At 58.8% G+C, this 19,060-nt stretch carries 14 protein-coding genes; 5 read left to right on the plus strand and 9 right to left on the minus strand.

Annotated elements, in window-relative coordinates:
- The first annotated feature begins 54 nt into the window (after nt 1–54).
- The 3 genes from RIF72_RS00850 (at nt 55) to RIF72_RS00860 (ending at nt 4,176) form a co-directional block, all read left to right on the plus strand.
- Nucleotides 55–810, plus strand: a complete 756-nt coding sequence (locus RIF72_RS00850) for a glycosyltransferase (protein ID WP_309073016.1) — start codon at nt 55–57, stop codon at nt 808–810.
- Nucleotides 807–1,835, plus strand: a complete 1,029-nt coding sequence (locus tag RIF72_RS00855; RefSeq protein ID WP_309073017.1) for a lysylphosphatidylglycerol synthase domain-containing protein — start codon at nt 807–809, stop codon at nt 1,833–1,835. Before RIF72_RS00850 ends, RIF72_RS00855 begins: the two co-directional genes overlap by 4 nt.
- A gap of 97 nt (nt 1,836–1,932) precedes the next feature.
- Complete coding sequence (locus tag RIF72_RS00860; protein WP_309073018.1) at nt 1,933–4,176, plus strand: hypothetical protein; 2,244 nt, start codon at nt 1,933–1,935, stop codon at nt 4,174–4,176.
- A 283-nt stretch (nt 4,177–4,459) separates the two neighbouring features.
- On the opposite strand, the gene RIF72_RS00865 is transcribed toward RIF72_RS00860, so the two are convergent.
- From RIF72_RS00865 to RIF72_RS00895, 7 genes are all read right to left on the minus strand, one after another.
- Entirely contained in the window at nt 4,460–5,191 is a 732-nt protein-coding gene (locus RIF72_RS00865; RefSeq protein ID WP_309073019.1) for an ABC transporter ATP-binding protein, read from the minus strand.
- Nucleotides 5,192–6,049 carry an ABC transporter permease gene (locus RIF72_RS00870; protein ID WP_309073020.1) on the minus strand — a complete coding sequence of 286 codons (858 nt, stop codon included), beginning with the start codon at nt 6,047–6,049 and terminating at the stop codon, nt 5,192–5,194. It abuts the gene before it with no gap.
- Nucleotides 6,050–6,051: 2 nt separating this feature from the next.
- Nucleotides 6,052–8,058, minus strand: a complete 2,007-nt coding sequence (locus tag RIF72_RS00875; protein ID WP_309073021.1) for a glycosyltransferase — start codon at nt 8,056–8,058, stop codon at nt 6,052–6,054.
- Nucleotides 8,055–9,239, minus strand: coding sequence for a UDP-galactopyranose mutase (glf, locus tag RIF72_RS00880; protein ID WP_309073022.1), 1,185 nt, complete (start codon nt 9,237–9,239; stop codon nt 8,055–8,057). The genes RIF72_RS00875 and glf overlap by 4 nt, the downstream gene beginning before the upstream one ends.
- Before the next feature lie 187 nt (nt 9,240–9,426).
- The gene (locus RIF72_RS00885) at nt 9,427–10,413 is read right to left on the minus strand and encodes a Gfo/Idh/MocA family protein (protein WP_017198519.1); all 987 of its coding nucleotides are present in this window, start codon (nt 10,411–10,413) and stop codon (nt 9,427–9,429) included.
- Nucleotides 10,413–11,504: a DegT/DnrJ/EryC1/StrS family aminotransferase gene (locus RIF72_RS00890; RefSeq protein WP_309073023.1), complete on the minus strand. Its 1,092-nt coding sequence runs from the start codon at nt 11,502–11,504 to the stop codon at nt 10,413–10,415. Before RIF72_RS00890 ends, RIF72_RS00885 begins: the two co-directional genes overlap by 1 nt.
- Complete coding sequence (locus RIF72_RS00895) at nt 11,501–12,118, minus strand: DapH/DapD/GlmU-related protein (protein WP_017198521.1); 618 nt, start codon at nt 12,116–12,118, stop codon at nt 11,501–11,503. The genes RIF72_RS00890 and RIF72_RS00895 overlap by 4 nt, the downstream gene beginning before the upstream one ends.
- A 183-nt stretch (nt 12,119–12,301) precedes the next feature.
- On the opposite strand from RIF72_RS00895, the gene RIF72_RS00900 reads away from it, so the two are divergent.
- Nucleotides 12,302–16,447: an FtsK/SpoIIIE domain-containing protein gene (locus RIF72_RS00900; protein ID WP_309073024.1), complete on the plus strand. Its 4,146-nt coding sequence runs from the start codon at nt 12,302–12,304 to the stop codon at nt 16,445–16,447.
- A 51-nt stretch (nt 16,448–16,498) separates the two neighbouring features.
- On the opposite strand, the gene RIF72_RS00905 is transcribed toward RIF72_RS00900, so the two are convergent.
- The gene (locus RIF72_RS00905) at nt 16,499–16,999 is read right to left on the minus strand and encodes a hypothetical protein (protein ID WP_309073025.1); all 501 of its coding nucleotides are present in this window, start codon (nt 16,997–16,999) and stop codon (nt 16,499–16,501) included.
- 238 nt (nt 17,000–17,237) lie between these two features.
- On the opposite strand from RIF72_RS00905, the gene RIF72_RS00910 reads away from it, so the two are divergent.
- A complete protein-coding gene (locus RIF72_RS00910; RefSeq protein ID WP_015937605.1) occupies nt 17,238–17,486 on the plus strand; it encodes a WhiB family transcriptional regulator in 249 nt (82 codons plus the stop codon).
- A gap of 87 nt (nt 17,487–17,573) precedes the next feature.
- Here the strand turns inward: RIF72_RS00910 and RIF72_RS00915 are convergent, their stop codons facing one another.
- A complete protein-coding gene (locus RIF72_RS00915) occupies nt 17,574–19,043 on the minus strand; it encodes a histidine kinase N-terminal domain-containing protein (RefSeq protein ID WP_309073026.1) in 1,470 nt (489 codons plus the stop codon).
- Between the last annotated feature and the right edge of the window lie 17 nt (nt 19,044–19,060).

The raw sequence follows: 19,060 nt of genomic DNA on the forward strand, positions 1-19,060 counted from the left end.
TGCGAGCTGCGCTGGCGTTCAAGAATTCGTCGGCACGAACTACCGAGGAGAGTCTTGACTTTCGACCAGGCAGGCCAACCGGATCTCTCCGTTGTGATCCCGGTCTATAACGGAGAACGGATTTTGGCGGCAACAATGGCCCGCCTTTCCGGCTACTTGACCAGTGGCACCTCCGAGATCATCATCGTGGAGAACGGTTCTTCCGACAACACACTCGAGGTCGCCCTCAAGCATGCGGTGGACACTCCCAACGTGACGTTCCAGGTTCTCCAGAGCCAAAAGGGCATGGGCAATGCGTATCGCCGGGGCATCGAAGCCAGCTCCGGCCGTAGAGTGCTACTCACCGCCGACGACCTCCCCTTCGGCACCGACGACCTTGACGAAGACAAGAAGCTCGAAGCCAAACCGCACATTGTCATCGGTTCGAAGGCCCATAAGGACTCGGTCACCGAGCGCAGCCTCGTTCGCGGCATAACCACCTTTGGTTTCAAGACTCTGCGACAAGTAATACTCGGGTCAAAGATCGGCGACTCCCAAGGAACGTTGATCGTTGACGGCGACTGGCTTCGACGCATGGTTGACCGCTTCGATGACCCCGGATTTCTTTTCAGCACTCAAGTTGTCTATGCGGCTGAGAAGCAAGGTTTCAGGATTGTTGAAGTTCCCGTCACGCTGGCTCCCGACGACGAACCTGGCGAAACAACCATCCGGACTGCCGACGTCGTAAAGATGTTCAAAGGGCTGGTAGCCATGCGCCGCCGTCGGAGTGAGTTCGCGGCGGCGCCTAACGCGGGAACGCATGCCTCATGACGGGTTCAATCGCGGAAACACCTTCCAATGACAACGATCTGAATCCGGAACAGCCGCCAGTAAAGAGCACCAAGGCAAAGCTGGTCGACTTCGCCCGGCGAGCCTTGGTAGTGATCGTGTTCGCTGCTGCGGCGTACTTCATTGCAGTCCAATGGCCGCAAGTCCAAGCCACCGTCTTCGCCCTGCAATGGTGGCAGGTCCTGCTGTCCCTGTTGGCGCTCATCCCTGGCGTCCTCCTCGGGATGTACATGTGGCGGGTGGTCATGGCGAGTCTGCTGCGGTCAGTAGACATTGAACCTCAAGGTTTGGTGCTCAACCAGATCTACCTGGTCGGCCAGATCGGCAAGTATCTGCCCGGTTCCGTGTGGGCGTTCGTGCTTCAGATGGAGCTTGGCCGTAAGAACGGAATTGCACGTGCACAGGTTTTCGTAGCGTCTCTGGTGAGCACCGGAATCACCATAGGCGCGGCCCTGGTGGTTGGGGCTTCGGCTCTTCCCATCCTGGTCCAACGGCAGCCCAATCTGCAGTGGCTGTACGTCATACTCCCGGTGGTGATCCTGGCGATGAACCCGAACGTCGTCACGTTCCTGGTCAACATCGTCCTGCGAGTGTTTCGTCGCCCACCGCTACCCGAACGCATTCAGGCCAACACCATGGTGAAGGCCTTCATCCTTGGCGTTCTGATGTACCTGTGCTTCGGCCTGCACCTGTGGATATTGGTTGGTCACGAGGCCACCCTGGACCTCGCAACGTTCCTGGTACTGACTGGTGCATTGGCTCTTGGAATGACGCTCGGAGTGCTGGCATTCCTGCTTCCCGCCGGCGTAGGTGCCCGCGAAGCCATCTTGATCCTTGCCCTGGCCGGAATGATGAGCGCCGGTGCCGCGACTGCAATCGCTGCACTCTCACGAATTATGTTCACGATTGCCGATCTGCTGTGCGTCGGAATTTCCTTTGTTCACTTCCGGTGGCGGCAACAGTCCGCTTCCAAGACCTCCGTGGAATCCACCTCCGAGGCCAAGTAGCGGGTGGTGGCGGACGCCCTCCGGCCCTCCATAATCACGGCCGTCCTTTAGGCCAATATCCATACTTATGCCGCGCGCTAAGGAGCAAGCTAAGACCATGACAGCAGGAACCTCCGGGGCTACTGCCCAGCGTCCCCCGGCCACCCGGCGGCGCTACTTCATGCAGCACGACTGGCATTGGGGAATCATTACTGCCGCTATAGCGGCAGTCGCCTCCATCATTCCCCGACTGTTCAATCCCACGTTTTATTACTGGGACGACATGATGCAGTCCTTCCTCCCCTTATGGCGCCATATGGGAGAGGAGATACGGTCCGGTCGATTCCCGTTGATGGAACCCGGCGGTTGGGTCGGCGGCAATATCGTGGCCGAGGTGGGCTACGGAATTTTCAACCCGGTCAACATCGTCAACTCAGTCATCGTCTCGAACTTCGAGAACTTGTCTCTCGCGAGCTATTTCATTATCGTGCAATTCATCGCGTTGCTGGCGTTCGGGACGTTCATGCTCGCCCGCGACTACGGTTCCAACCGGCCACTCGCCTTGGCCGCCGGTGTAGCCATTCCCTTCAGCGGTTTCACGCTCTTCTACGAGGCCGCCCGCTGGCCGGGGGGCCTGATGGCCTTCGCCTGGATTACCGTTTTCTGGTGGTCTGTTCGCCGCTACGCACGTCGCAACACTTCACCCTTCCTGCCGTTCCTGTTGGGCTTCCTCACGATGACCGCCGGAAACCCCTACGGTGCCATTGGCGTCATCCTGGTTCTCGCCGCCGTCGCCGTCGAGTTGATGCTCATGAGGCACTGGCGTCGGCTTATTCCAATCGTCATTGTGGGTGCACTGGTTGGTTTGACCGCTGTCCTGGTCTACTTCCCCTTGCCCCTCAGCTCGGCTGTCACCGTCCGGCAGCAGAGCGAAATCCTGAATGACCTCTTCCTTTCCCCGGATATGTCATCGCTCCTGACCATGAGCACCTCGTCAATGAGGCCCCGGATTAACAACTTCTGGGCCCCCATAGACAACGTCCCGTCCAGTTACTTGGCGTGGTTTGTCCTACCGTTGCTTCCGTGGCTTGATTTCCGCAGCTTTAGGAACCGCTCGCGTCAAATATTCAGTATCTACATCATTACGGGAATCTACTTCCTGCTGACCTTCGCTCCCTCCCAGGTGCTTGTCTTCCGCTGGCCCATTCGGCTCATCGAGTATGTATACCTCGGAGTCATCGTCCTCGTCGCCGTCGTGGCCTCAGCGGGCCTGAAAACCACGTCATGGAAAAAAAGGCTATTCATTACCGTGGCCATCCTTGGTTTTGGAACCTACAGGGCATGGTCCATGGTGCCTGAGGGTGGCAAATGGCAGGTCTTCACCTTGGCAGTGACGTTGGCTCTGGTGGGGCTGGCCGTCCTTGGTTGGAAGCGGTTCGGCTACCGCGGCCTCGCAGCAGTAATGGTGGTCGGAACGATCGCTACGCTTGGAATGCAGTCCAGGCAGTTCGTCCCCAACAACGCTGTTGCCGGGATAGGTTCCCCCGTGGATGCGGACACGCTCCGTGACTCAACCAGTAGTTACAGGGGTAACACCATTCAAATCTTCAACACCATGAAAATCACAGGACAGGAATTTACTGAGGGCCGCCTTTTGTACGGTAATCAGATCCTCAACGCCGACGTCAACAACAGCATGGGCCGGTACAGCGGGATCAGTTTCACAACATACGTGAACGCCTTGTGCATGAACTACCGCGGCGAGACTTGCCCGCTGGCCTACACTGAGCTGTTTAAGCAGGCATCAAGTGAAATCGACGTTACTTTGGCAGATGTCCTCCAAGTGGAGACGGTAGCCGTCCAGAAAACAATGATCGCCCCGGACCAACTCAACGTAGCCCCGGGCTGGAAGATCGTGGCTTCGGATGAGACCAGGACAATCCTTCAGCGGGAGAATCCTTTACCGTACCCTGGAACCGTTTCCTGGGCTTCCGACGGTATCTCCGTGCAGGATGCCGTAAGGAACGGTAACGATGAACACATAACGCTGTCCGGTGACGGCACCGCTGGAAAGCTCACCCTCGCCCGTCTCGCCTGGCCCGGCTACACCGTCACGGTTGATGGGGAACCTCAGAAGCTCACTCAGGGCCCAGCGGGAGTAATACTGGTGGATGTTCCGGCCGGCGCCACCTCAGTGGACGTTACCTTCACGACGCCGGGTCTCATCATGGGCCTTGCTGCTCAAGCAGCCGCGTGGTTCGGGATATTGGTGTTCACTGTTTTCCACTACGTTCGTCGGCATCGCCGGACGAAGTCAGAAGAACATGTCATTCAGGAGCCAGCTGAAAAGGTTTCTGTCTAGGCAGCCGGGCAGTGCCCGGTGGCACCCGTGTCGCAGAAGAGCGTTCGTCCCTCACAAGGAACGGACTCTCTTCTTTTGTGGATTTCAAAGGCCCGCTTAAGCCATTCACGGACGGGTTCGATGTGCGGTATTGGACAGAGCGCCAAGCAAATCCAAGGCTGATCCATGTGCCGTACACCTTCTGATGCTGCTCCGCGGTACGGCAAAGGCCACCTCCCATCTCTTGAGAAGATGGGAGGTGGCCCTGTTGCCGCCCTCTTGCGAATCACATAAGGAGTACCGGCTAGTTGCTATTCCGCAGCCAAGCTACAGCCTCGTCAGCGGGGCCTTCGAACTGGACCGTACCGGAGGCAAGCACGACTCCCCTATCGCAGATGCGTGAGATCATGTCGAGGTCGTGGCTGACCACCACCAGGGTCCGTCCTTCCGCCGAGAGTTGTTTGATCTTGGCCAAGCACTTTTTCTGGAACGGTTCGTCTCCGACAGCCAGGATCTCATCCACCAGGAAGATATCCGGCTGCGTGTGGACGGCTACGGCGAATGCCAGCCGTAGGAACATGCCGGAGGAATAGAACTTTACTTCGGTGTCGATGAACTGTTCTATTTCAGAGAACGCAACGATCTCGTCGAACTTCTCGTTGATTTCCTGCTCGGTCATTCCCAGTATCGCGGCATTGAGGAAGACGTTTTCACGCCCGGACAAGTCCGGGTGGAATCCTGCGCCTACCTCGATGAGCCCAGCTACACGACCCTTTGTGCGGACTGTTCCCTTGTCGGGCAGGATAACTCCCGATATGAGTTTCAACAGTGTTGACTTTCCCGAGCCGTTGAACCCCAACAGTGCCACGGTCTCCCCCGGCTGTACCTCAAAGCTCACATCGTGGAGAGCATCGAACTTCTTGCTGAGGTCGCTTTTCCGGCCCTTGACCAGCCAAACCAGAGTCTCCTTGAGGGAGTGGGAATGGCGCAGATTGAACGTCTTTTTAAGGCCTTTGACGACTATCGCGGCGCCCATCTAGACCTCCTGCGCAAAGTGGCCCTCAAGTCGTCGAAAGACGAGTTGGCCGATGATAAGGAACATGGCTGCCATGCCGAGACCAATCAATCCTGTCCACATGAGATGCGGAGGCAGTTCGACTGGACGGTCAACAGTGGGGTACCAGAAGGCCCAGTGGAATAATTCGACAGCAACTGTGATCGGGTTGAGCTGATAGATCACCAACACCCAAGGTGGCGCCAGCCGGCGGATCATGGTCCAGTCATAGAGCACCGGCGACGTCCATGTAACGATCATCATCAACATATCCACGATGTTTTCAGCATCGCGGAAGAAGACATTGATGGCGCCAGCCAAAAGGCCCAAACCCGTTGCCGTAACTGCCACAATGACGAAGCCCAAAGCAGCTCCAATGAGCTGCATAACGTCTGGTTTCCACCCGCTCAGCAGCGCCGCTGCCAACAGGACAACAAGTTGTGGGAGGAAATGAACCGCTGCCACCCACACCGACGCGACGGGGAACAACTCCCTCGGCAGGTAGATCTTTTTGACCAAGGCAGCATTCGACACGATGGATCTCGTGGCATTCGAAAACGCTTCGGAGAAAAAGTTGATGACGATGACGCCGGAGAACATGTACAGCGCGTAATTGGGAATTTGGTCCCCGACTCGCAGGACAATTCCCAAAGCGAAGAACAGCACAACGTACTGAACCAACGGCTTGACATAGGACCAGGCGAGACCGAGGACGGAGCCCCGGTACCTTACACGGAGTTCCTTACGGACAATCAGCTTGAGGAGGTATCGGCGCCGGTAAACGTCCAGCAGCCCGGCACCTACACCGGGAACTGCATAAGTATCTGTGGAAGTCGTCATTGCTACTTGCTGGGCTCCGAAGCTTCGAATGTTTTCCGCCACGACTCCATGGAGGTGATCTCTGGAAGAGCCTCACGGTATTGAGCCCGAAGGGTCTCCCAGTTGGAAAAGAGTTGAGCATGGAGTTTGGTCGATTCGACCACCAATTGACGAGCCATCTTGGGGTCTCGCAAGTGCCATGAAGCACCTGTGCCGTCAGCATTGGACACCACTGCGCTGTCCAAGTGCGCCAGGCTCCACCATTTGCCGTCCTGATGGGCTACATGAGCCTCAGGGTTGGCCTTGGCGGTATCGCGGACGGGAGCCAGCGTCTGCTTAAGGACGGTCTTAACTGCCCAAGGAAGCAGGCCCAAAGCACCTGGCTGCTTGTAAGACTGCGGCTTCTTGGGGGGACGCTTGAGGAAGACCTCCGGGAAAGCTGCAGGGTCGGTCTTGACCTGCGAGTCCGGGAACTCCTCGCGCATTGCACGGAGTTTCGGCATCATCGTCGGTAGTTGCTTGTGCAGATTACCTGGTCCGGCGAGAACATCGCGGAGAGCCATAACACGGGCCTGCTCCGGGTAGTACTGCATTGAAACCAGATGCTTGACGTCCGCGTTCAAGCTTTCCCGCAGGATACGTCCGCCCTTGGGGAACGGGGAGTGCAAGAGGGTCGCGATAAGTCGGTTGCGCTCGTGGTAGTAGGCTTGCCAGTCCACGGAATCGTCCTTATCCGCCCAAGAGACGTGCCAGACCGCTGCCCCTGGAAGAGTCACTGTGGGGAAGCCCGCTGCACGGCCGCGGAGGGAGTACTCAGCGTCATCCCACTTGATGAACACAGGAAGGGACAGGCCGATGGTTTCCACAACGGTTTTGGGAATGAGACACATCCACCAGCCGTTGTAGTCTGCGTCCCAGCGACGGTGGAGTTGCGGAGTTGAGCGCAAACCTGCGGTGGAGAAGTCGTGATTGCCGAGTCCCTCCACAGGACCCCAGAGGAAGCGGTAGAAGTTGACTACCTCTGAGTAAGCGTGCAGGACTGACTTGTTGTACATATCGAACATGTGGCCGCCAACAATGGTCGGCTTCCGGCAGAGGTCGGCAAACGCCACTGCGCGCATGACACCCTCTGTTTCGAGCTCGATGTCGTCGTCCAGCAACATGACGTAGTCGCTCTTATCAGAAACGACCATTTCGTACATGTTCCGGGCAAAACCGCCCGAGCCGCCCAGGTTGCCCTGGTTGATGATCCGTAGTTGGTCGCCCATGGAGTCCGCAACTGCATCGAAGCCAGCTTCGTCGGCAACTTTCTTATTGCCCTGATCCACGATGATGAGTTCGGCCAGTATTTCGCGTAGACCTGCGTCAGCATCGATGGACTTGATGGTCTCGAGGCAGTAGTCGGCGCGATTGAACGTTGTTACGCCCAATGTCACGCGCCCTTGGGCGCGGCCTTCATCTGGGACAGCCCAGTGAGCGCTCTTTAGCGTCATGCCATCGCCGCCGGCAATCAGATCGAACCAGTACCAGCCGCCGTCCCCAAACGGGGCCAAGGTCAGATCGAAATCATTGCTGGAAGAACCCTCGACAAGAATCGAGTCGACGCGCTGCGACGCGCCACGAGCGTTGGAACGGTATACGATAACCGTCCCCTCGCCCTCGGTCTCAATGTGAAGCACAGTTTTAGTTGCGATGGTCCACTTGCGCCAATAACTTGCAGGGAAGGCATTGAAGTACGAACCAAATGAAAGTCGTTCACCGCGACGCACCTGGACGGAGCCACGGTTCAAGATGTCCTCCGGGTGGAGTTTCCTGGCCATGCCGATGGCCTGAACATCTGCGTTGCTGTCGCTCCTCTGGACCTTGTTGGTGTCAGGATCCACATACAGGGGCAGTGTGTCGAGGTCGCGGTTGGCCGGAAAAATCACGCGTTGGACAATCCGCAGGTTCTGTTCCGTAGAAGCGGGGATTTCAGCGGCAGTGGTGGCCGTCATGGCGATCTCCTGGCTTTCGTTTGTTGCAGCGGTCATGCGTCTACTCCCCCACTTTCAAGCTTGGCGCCACCGGTGAAGTGCGGCTTGATCTTGTTGTCGAACATGGACAAGGCGGAACCGATTGCCATGTGCATGTCAAGGTACTTGTAGGTTCCAAGTCGGCCACCAAACAGGACCGACTTCTCATCCTTGGCAAGATCGCGGTAAGCCAGCAGTTTCTGACGGTCATCAGAAGTGTTGACGGGGTAATACGGCTCGTCACCTTTCTCAGCGAAGCGTGAGAACTCGCGCATAATGACGGTGGCGTCCTTGGTGTAGTCGCGCTCGGGGTGGAAGTGACGGAACTCATGAATGCGGGTGAAAGCTGCGTCCGCATCCGGGTAATTCATAACCGAACAGCCTTGGAAGTCCTCAATAGGCAGGACCTCTTCTTCGAGGTCGATCGTGCGCCAGGAGAGATCGCCTTCAGCGTAGTCGAAATAGCGGTCAACGGGACCCGTGTAGATGACCGGTACCTGTCCGAGGACAGAAGACCGGCCGTACTCACCGTCGTCGAAGAAGTCGGAGTTTAAGACAACCTCAATGTTCGGGTGATCCGCCATGCGTTCAATCCAAGCTGTGTAACCGTCTACCGGGAGACCTTCGTAAGTGTCATTGAAGTATCGGTTGTCATAGTTGTAGCGCACGGGAAGCCGCGAGATGATTTCAGCTGGCAGGTCCTTCGGGTCCGTCTGCCACTGCTTTCCCGTGTAGTGCTTAATGAAGGCCTCGTAAAGTGGACGCCCGATGAGCTGGATGCCCTTGTCATTGAGGTTCTGCGGGTCTGTTCCCGCCAGTTCGCCAGCCTGCTCGGCAATGAGTGCCTTTGCTTCGGTTGGGCTCATGGCCGAACGGAAGAACTGGTTGATGGTACCCAGGTTGATGGGCATTGGGTACACCTCGCCCTTGTGGCTGGTGTAAACCTTGTGCTGGTAGCTCGTGAACTTGGTAAACCGGTTCACGTAGTCCCACACTCGCTCATTCGAGGTGTGGAAGAGGTGGGCGCCGTAGCGGTGCACCTCAATTCCGGTCTGCGCCTCATTCTCGCTGTAGGCGTTTCCACCAATATGGTGACGGCGATCAAGCACCGCAACCTTCAGCCCCAACTCGGTAGCGGCGCGTTCTGCAATGGTCAGGCCAAAGAAACCCGAGCCGACGACGACGAGATCAGCGTTCACAAACTCTCCTGTGTATTGGCGTGCGGGCACAGAGATGCCCACGTCTACTGGTCAAGGCTACCCGACGTTGCGATCGTTCCCCGATTCGGCGGCGCATGGCAGCGAGGCAGCATTTGTTCCGGAAAAAACGAACAGGAGGCGTGGCCCATAGCCAGCCTCCCGTTCAATACTGCAAAAAGAACAATGCTTAGAGCGAGATCACGGAGCCTGTCCCTGCGGACTCGAGCACTGCTTCGGCAACGCGAAGGGTCTCGAGCCCCTCCGCCATTGTGACAATGTTCATGGACTTTCCGAGTACGGCATCACGGAAGGCCTCGTGTTCCATCTTGAGCGGTTCGCGTTTTGCCAGGGCAAAGCGCGTGGATGACCCCTCGGACACACCACGGAAGGCCGCGATGGAATCCCAGTCTGTCTGGAATGTGCCATTTTCAATGAATGTCAGATCAGCGGAGATAGTGTCGGCAATGTATGCACCGCGCTCACCCAGGACAACGGTGGTGCGCTCCTTCATGGGCGAGAGCCAGTTGACGATGTGGTTGGTGACTACCCCGCTCTTGAGGTGGCCAATTGCAGTGACCATATCCTCGTGCTCGCGTCCGCTCCTGGAGGTGGTATGAGCAACAACATTTACGAAATTACTCTGTGCAAGCCAGGCAGTGAGGTCGATGTCGTGAGTTGCCAGGTCCTTGACCACGCCAACGTCCGCGATGCGGGAAGGGAATGGCCCCTGGCGTCGGGTCGAGATCTGATAAACCTCTCCGAGGTCGCCGTTGCCGAGCCGTTCGCGGAGGCTTTGCAATGACGGGTTGAAGCGCTCGATGTGGCCTACCGCCCCGATCAATCCCCGCGAGTCGAACGCTTCGGCGATCCTGCGACCCGATACGGAATCGTTGGCAATGGGCTTTTCCACCAGGCAGTGCACGCCGGCTTCAGCCAACCGCAGTGCCACTTCCTCATGAAGCACGGTTGGCACAGCGGCTACGGCCATGTCGATGCCCTGCTCGATGAGCTGTTCAACCGAGCTGCACACCTCGAGTCCGCTGGCTACGTTGTGAGGGTCACCGAAGGAGTCAGCCACGGCAACGAGGTCTACGCCCTCCAGCTCGCGAATAACACGGGCGTGGTGACGGCCCATCATCCCCAGTCCGATGAGGCCTGCGCGCAGATTTGCCACTAGCTTCCTGCCTTCGCAATGGCGTTGACCGCAGCCACGATGCGATCAAGGTCGTCCTGGCTCAGCGACGGGTGAACAGGCAGCGACAATACGCTGGCGGCGGCTTCCTCGGTGACAGGGAGGTCATCAGACGTCTGGAAAGGAGCCAAACGGTGGTTCGGAATGGGGTAGTACACGCCACAGCCCACGCTATATTCCTCGCGCAGCGCCTTGGCGAAAGCGTCACGGTCCTCTGCGATGCGAATGGTGTATTGGTGGTACACATGCTCGTAACCTTCAGACACCTTTGGAGTGACAACACCCTCGATGTTGGCGTCGAAGAAGGCCGCGTTCGCCTGCCGGGTCTTGGTCCAGGCGTTGATTTTGGTTAGCTGCACGCGGCCAATAGCAGCGTGGATGTTGGTCATGCGGGCATTGAAACCGACAAGCTCATTTTCGTACTGGCGCTCCATGCCCTGGTTACGAAGCAACCGGAGCCGTCGCTCGACGTCGGCCAAGCCGGTGCTGACCATGCCGCCTTCGCCGGACGTCATGTTCTTGGTGGGGTAGAGGCTGAACATTGCGAAGTCACCGAACGTACCAACCTTCCGACCATTGACAGCCGCGCCGTGTGCTTGGGCTGCATCTTCGAAGACCTTCACGCCGTGCTTTGAGGCGACTGCGCCGATACCGTCCACGTCGAAGGGGTGCCCATAGAGGTGTACGGGCATGATAGCGGCCGTGCGGTCCGTAATTTTTGATTCGACGGAGGCCGGATCAAGCGTGTAGTGGTCCATGTCCACGTCCGCGAAGACAGGAGTAGCCCCTGTCAGGGCTACGGAGTTGGCCGTGGCGGCGAAGGTGAACGACGGAACAATTACTTCGTCGCCGGGGCCAATGCCGGCAGCCAACAAGCCGAGGTGCAGTCCGGAAGTGCCGGAGTTGACCGCTACAGCAGCCCTACCATCGAGGAGCACCTGCGAGAACTCCTGCTCAAAGGACGCAACCTCCGAACCCTGTGCGAGTTGGCCGGAGGCCAAGACGGCCTCTACTGCCTTGCGCTCGTCATCACCGATGATGGGCTTGGCGGGGGGAATGAATTCGGGGCTCATGCCTCTACCTCTCGAAGGGTCTCGTTCTGTTCAACATATGTGGCGCCGGTCTCCGGGCATACCCAGTTCTCACCGCTGCGCTGCAGCGGGAAACCAGCTTTGCCGACCCAACCATGGCGTTTGGCCGGCACTCCGACCATCAGGGCAAAATCAGGAACGTCTTTAGCCACAACAGCACCTGCTGCCACTGTGGCCCATCGTCCGATGGTCACGGGGGCGACACAGACAGCGCGGGCACCGATTGATGCACCTTCACGAATGGTGACACCAACCGGCACCCAGTCGTGAGCGCTTTTTAAACCGCCATCCGGGCTAACCGCCCGGGGGTAAGTATCGTTCGTGAGTACTACGGCCGGGCCGATGAACACTCCGGCCTCAAGAACGGCGGGCTCGTAGACAAGGGCATAATTCTGAACTTTGCAGTTGTCCCCCATCTTGACTCCGGTGCCAATATAAGCCCCGCGTCCCACGATGCAATTAACACCCAATTCGGCCTGCTCGCGGACTTGGGCCAGATGCCAAATCTTTGATCCATCACCAATAATCGCCTTGTCTGAAACATCGGCGCTCTCCGCAACCACTATCACCGGTGAAGGTCCTTCCTCATTGAGCACACGCGACAACGAGATTCATCTTAGCTGAGAGACCATGCCCCGGTGTCAAGACGGCTCCTGCATGGGCCCTCCGCAAGAGTTGTCCACATACGCCATTACGTTCGCATCGATTCAATCCGGGGTGCCATAGCGTCAGTCTTGTCAACCCGAAGTTCATTGCCGGACGAATGCAGAGGAAAGCCTATGGCCTTGGAGTGCACATTGGTCTGCGCCCCTGGAGCCCCTCGGACAGCGGGCCCGGAAGAACTCAGCATCGCCGTCCCACAAGGAACGTCCGGCGCCCACGTTCAGCAGCTTCTCATTGAAACGCGTGGAACGGGCGTCCTCTCTGTGGATGGTCAACTCTTGGCCACTCTCACGGTGGGACTACCGCCGCTCATCTCGGGCGCCGTCATCGTCGATGGTTCTCCGCCGCATCGAGACACGAAAAACATGTCCCTGCCCCTGATAATGCTCACCCATTCAGGACCCGGTTCAGGCTCCGCCTTCCGGATTCAACGGGGACGGTACTGCATAGGCAGGGGTTCGTTCGATATTTCATTGCCGGATCCGGGGATGTCCAGGGAGCAGGCCTCCTTGGAGGTTTCCAGCACTGCGCTGATGCTAAGGGCGGTCGGCGGGGCGAATCCTGTCTTCGTGGATAATCAGCCCGTTCAACGAAAATACATCACGTCCTCTTCGCTGGTGAGATGTGGCAACTCCACCTTCACCGTCGTCACGGACAGTGGCCCCTTTCCGGAAATTTCAACTAATGCAGGTCGTTCGGTTGACGTACCACTCGGTATACCTCATACCGGTCGCGCCGGAAACCGTCCGGCAATGGCGTTGGCCGCCCTGCTGCCTCTACTTGCCGGTGTCGGCTTGGCCGTTGCAACAGGAATCTGGATGTACTTGGGATTTACAGCCGTTTCGGCGATCAGTCTTCTCGTCCCGCTGATCGCTGGGCGAAAGGGCCGCCGGGAACGCAGGCTGGCCCTTGACCGCGCAGTGCAGGAGGACATTGAACGACGCCGACACTGCTCACCGTCAGCTGCAGAGCTAATCGCGGCAGTTCACCGGGCTTCCAGGCCGGGACATCTGACGACCGAGCCCGCCGCGGACCATGAAGTTGTCGCTGCAGCTGCAGTGTCGCCGACAGGGACCAGCCGGCCAATACGGATCAGCGGTGAGGGCAACGATGTGTGGCTCCGGCTCGGCACAAGGCAGGAGGCCGCAAACGTGCGCCTTGTTCCTGACGATCCGCAGTTCCGGCCGCCGCCCATAGGCAGCGCGGCAATGACTTTGGATCCCAAGCATCCCGTAGTGACACTGTGCGGCCATCCGGCTCACACAGAGGCGTTGCTTCGATTCGTGTTGATGCAACTAGCCAGCTTTTCGGTCTCAGCGGACACGCCCGTCATTATTTTTGGCAGGGCAGGAAGGTTGCCATTGAGCGCCAGGTTCCTGCCCCGGGTCACGCTCACAAGCACCGTGGCCACCGCCCTCGCTGCGCTGCACCGCGCGAACGGAAAGGTGAATGGGATACTCATCATGCTTGATGATCCATCGAAGGATGAAGAATTATCGTCAGCCCTCCTGAAAACCGCTCAAACCGCAGCATGGCGGGTCATCAGGTGCTCCGGTCAATCCGAACTATCCGGAGACGTCATCGAGATATCACCATCAGGGACAACAGGCTATCTGGAGACGGACGGTGAGCGCCGACACTTCATCCCGGATCTCGTACCAGCCGAAGTTTTCGATAGGTTCTGCCGCAGGGTCCGGGTGGCAGCTGTAGATGAAGGACCGGGAACGAGCGACCCGGTTCCGGAGGAATGTTCGCTCGTCGAGTTACTTCCCCACGGGCAGCGCAGAGTGCTTCGGCGATGGGCCGCGGCATCCTCGCAAGACGGCCTCACCGCTGTCTTGGGCATAGGCCACAACGGGCCGCTGATCTTCGACTTCAAGCGCGACGGCCCGCACCTCTTGGTTGCCGGGACCACCGGTTCCGGCAAGTCCGAACTTCTCCGGACACTTGTGGCTTCCCTTGCGCTGAGTGACTCTCCAGACCGCACGAACTTCTTGTTTTTTGATTTCAAGGGCGGATCGGGCTTGCGGCCACTAGCTGGACTACCTCACTGCGTCGGCCTGCTGACGGACCTCAGCAAGCACCGTTTGGACCGCGCTCTTGTTTCCCTCCGTGGTGAGACCCGGCGTCGTGAAGAACTATTCGCTGCGGCCGGCGTGTCGGATCTCGCCGAATATCGACGACGGGCGTTGGCAAGCGATCCGGAGATCCCGTACTTGGTCTTGGTAATTGATGAGTTTCGCATGTTGGTGGACGAAGCCCCGAACTCTCTCCGGGAGCTCATGCGTGTGGCCACCATCGGGCGCTCCCTGGGTATTCACCTGGTGATGGCTACCCAGCGGCCCCAAGGAGCCTTGTCTGCCGATATCCGGGCGAACGTGACATCAAGCATTGCCCTGCGCGTGCAGTCCGAGGCGGAGTCCGTGGACATCATCAATACGAAAGCTGCTGCCTCCATAAGCGTTGAAGCTCCGGGACGAGCCTATCTCGCAAAAGCTTCATGCAGCCCCGAAGAATTCCAGACAGCGTCCCTGTCGGTTTCCCACGCTACAGCTGGCCTCTGGCGCGACAGTCCCTTGCCGGCCGTGCAGTCGGCTTCGCAGGTTTTGGAGCCCACGTCCGGCGCAGCCGGTACGTCCGCCAACCAGGATTCCCTTTCGGATGCTGGCGCTGAACGGGTCGTTTTAACGGTCCACGAAGCATGGCAGCGTCTCTGCAAACCCCTCCCCAGACGACCAGTGGCCGCACCACTGCCCTCAATGATCCTTTGGCATGATGAGCTGCCTGAAGTGGATGGCCCCGCGTCCGGGCCCGAAGGGCGTTGGGCGGTGGGACCCTTGGCGATGCTCGACAGGCCGACGCATCAAGTTGTGGAACCGCTGCTGTGGTCACCTTCCAAAGCCGGCCATCTGGCAATGATCGGCAGCGACTCGAGCGGAATGCAGGAGTGCTTCAGGGCTGCGTCCGCAATGCTCGCGACCCAAAATCCCCAACCGCACCTCTACATCCTGGACGCAACGGGCATGCTTGGCCAGGTTAACGCAGGCGGTCGAATCGGTGCCGCTGTGAGCCTGCACCAACTGCACCTCGCAGCGCGGGTCCTTAAGCGCCTCGCTGCAGAAATGGAGCGGCGACGAAGTGCCGGCGAATTCGATGCGGCCAGTTCACCTTTGGTCTTAATCGTGGCCGGGTGGTGCTCGTGGGCCACCGCGCTCAGGAGTGGGCCCTTCGGTTATGCAGAAGCAATTTTGCAGGACATCATCAGGGACGGTTGTTCCGTAGGCGTCACTGTTTTGATTTCAGGCGAGCGGGAACTCGTCAGCGCACGGTTTTTTGCCGCGATACAGAATCGCGCCTACTTTCCTTCGGGATCTTCTGAAGAATCACGGTTCCACTGGCCGCGGCTCCCTGAAATGGAATCCCTTCCCGGGCGCGCAGTGGTCATAGGAAACCTTGCCGGCGGACATGCAACCGTGGCCCAGTTTCGTGTGGCTCCGGAGAACGGACGCTGGCCTTTCGGTGAGCTCGCCCCGTCTGAGCCGCCGTTCCGCGTACGGCCGCTTCCTGAGCTTCTTGGAGTTGAGGACTTCCGCGACCTTATGGCGCAGCCCCTGGTGCAAGCACTGCCATCAAGTTCCGGGCGGGCGCCGGGCAAGGGGGCAGAAGCCTACGCCTCGGAAGGCACCGCTAACGGTCCACTGTGGATTGGCATCGGAGGAGACGAAGCCCTTCCGGTAGCCATGCCGCTGCGGGAACATGGAGTCAGCGTCATCCTCGGTAGCGCTCGCTCTGGAAAGAGCTCAGTCCTGGCATCGCTTCACGCCCTGAATCCTTTGTTTCCTTGGGTGTACCCGCCGGACAGAGCATCTGCCAGCGTTTTCTGGGCTTCGGTGGCATCCCAAGCTGCTGCTAAGACGCTGGCCCCAGACAGCATCCTGCTGGTGGATGACGCCGAATTGCTGGATTCCCAAGGCCGCCAGGCTTTGGCCGGCTTGGTAGGCACAGTGCGTGGAATCATCCTCACAGCAACAACGAGACCAGCCTTGCTACATCACTTGCCCCTGTCAAAGGAGATACAGACGTCCAGTATGGGTTTGGTTTTGGCCCCCGGATCACCCCACGACGGCGAACTGCTCGGCGTGAGGCTGGAATCCGATCGGGCCGGACGCCCGGGGCGCGGCTTTCTCATCAGCGGGGCAGACGTGATGTCCTTTCAGGGCGTACTCACCACACGGATTCCACCGCAAGCCAAAGGGCACTAAACGGGAGCCACCCTCTGGCCATGCTGCTCCGTACCTTGACCAGCCCGATGACTAGAGAGCCCCGGTAGCTCCACCGGTACGTGAAGCAAAAGCCACGACGTCCTTCTGGAAAAGGAAAATAATCGCAGCAAACGCCGGAACCAGCATCGCCAAGCCTTGCAAGACGAGCCCGCCGGTTATGGTGGGAAAACCAATGGTGAGAACAAACAATTGGGCCACCAAGGCAGCCGCCCGGGTCCACCTATGGCCGCGGAACAGGAAATGTCCTACGGCAAATAGCCATGCAGCGAAGGCCAGCAGCAGCCCAAGGGTGAAGATAGCCCCCCAAAAGGTCAGCACCGGAGCGCCGGTCAACAGTTCGAACGCATACCAAGCAGCTGCGCTGAGGAGGGCGAGGGCTTCAAGCCCTACAACCACGGAGATGACGACAATTCCCAAGGGACGGCGGCTGGCAACGGGTCCGTTTGCTGCGAGGCTCGCCGTCGTATCAGGATCATCGCTTCCGTCCGGGCCGGACGCGGGTTGGGCAGGGTTTACGGGAGGTCTTGACACACTGGCACACTACCGGACATAGTCATCTAGCAGTGAGGGCACTGGCGGCTGATGTGATGCATCGCTCACGGATTCCGAGCATTTCGACCACTAACACCCCTTGTTTACAAGGCGTTAACATGAAACGCTTGACTCAGACGACCAAGGGGGCCCATGCGGGCCCCTTTCCTTTGGAGCCTCTCGTGAATGTTTTCACAAAAGGCCCTTCTAGTTCTCACGAATGGAGTGACTGATCAGCATGGATTGGCGTAATCGCGCAGCCTGCCTCGAAAAGGACCCGGAGCTCTTCTTCCCAGTAGGCAACACGGGACCAGCACTTTTGCAGATCGAGGAAGCCAAAAGCGTCTGCCGCCGCTGCCCCGTCGTGGACACCTGCCTTCAATGGGCATTGGAGTCCGGACAAGACGCCGGTGTTTGGGGCGGTATGAGTGAAGACGAACGACGGGCACTTAAACGTCGCGCTGCACGCGCACGTCGCGCTTCCTAGCCCAAGGACAATGAAGGCCGCGGACTCTTGGTCCGCGGCCTTCTTCGTTTAGCTGCTCCGGGGATTCAGTGAGCCTGACACAGTGAGCTAGGCCCGAGCGAGGTTGAGTACAATCTCGACGGCAGTACCGCCGCCTTCGCGCGGGCTCCACTGAATGGACCCGCCGAGCTCGCTGGTCACGAGTGTACGAACAATTTGCAGGCCCAAACCTTCGGTGTACTGGCCATCCGGCAGGCCCACGCCGTCGTCGGCTATGGTCACGGTCAGGAACTCGTCGTTGCCGTCGCCATCTGCCCGGTCTGCAAGCAACCAAACCGTTCCTGTGCGTCCCTCGAGTCCATGCTCAACCGCGTTGGTGACCAGTTCGTTGATGACCAAGGCCAGTGGCGTGGCAAAGTCGCTGGGCAGCTCGCCGAACATGCCTGAGCGTTCTGTTCGCACTTGCTGGGACGGCGAGGCTACTTCGGCTGACAACCTGAACTGCCGCCCAATCAGTTCGTCAAAGTCGACACTCTGCGTCAGCCCCTGGGAAAGTGTCTCGTGAACGAGTGCGATCGTGGCCACACGCCGCATCGCCTGTTCAAGACCCTGTTTGGCTTCGTCGCTGACCATTCGCCGGGACTGCATACGCAGAAGAGCTGCCACAGTTTGAAGATTATTCTTTACCCGGTGGTGGATCTCCCGGATGGTGGCGTCCTTGGTAACTAGTTCCATTTCCCTGCGACGAAGTTCCGAAACGTCACGGCAAAGGACAAGGGCCCCGAAACGATGCTGCTCATCGCGCAATGGAATGGCCCGAAGTGAAAGACTGACACCCCTGGACTCAATCTCGCTGCGCCAAGGCATCCGCCCAGTCACTACCAAAGGCAATGTTTCGTCCACCATCCGCCGGTCCTTCAGAAGGCCGGCAGTCACCTCCGCCAGCGAACGCCCCTCCAGAGACTCGACTTCGCCCAGTCGACGGAAGGCAGACACGCCATTGGGGCTTGCATACTGCACGATGCCCTCCGCATCGAGCCTGATGAGCCCGTCGCCGACTCGCGGGGCTCCTCGACGGGAACCCGTCGGAGATGCGAAGTCGGGCCACAGGCCCAGGGTTCCCATCCGCAAAAGGTCATAGGCGCACTGGCGATACGTGAGTTCCAGCCTGGATGGCATGCGAGAGCTGGACAGATCCATATGAGATGTCACAACCGCAAGTGTTCTGCCATTGCGCACCATGGGGACAGCCTCCACCCGGAGTGCCATTTCGCTGCTCCAGCTTGTTTCACTCGAGCGCTCGATCGACCGGCTGTTCCATGCCTTATCCACAATCGGGCGAAGATCCGAGCGGATGCCCTCGCCCACAAAGTCCGAATGGAACACCGTATGCGATGTCGACGGACGGACGTGGGCGAGGGCAATGTAGCCATACTCCGGATGCGGGAACCACAAAGCGAGATCCGCGAAAGCCAAGTCAGCGACCATCTGCCAGTCACCGACGAGGAGGTGCAGCCATTCGGCATCTCCAGGCCCGAAATCAGCGTGTTCCCTGATGGGGTCTGTAAAGATTGCCACTGCACCTCCATTTGCGA

Origin of the sequence: Paenarthrobacter sp. (assembly GCF_031180005.1) — a bacterium.
Classification (GTDB): domain Bacteria; phylum Actinomycetota; class Actinomycetes; order Actinomycetales; family Micrococcaceae; genus Arthrobacter.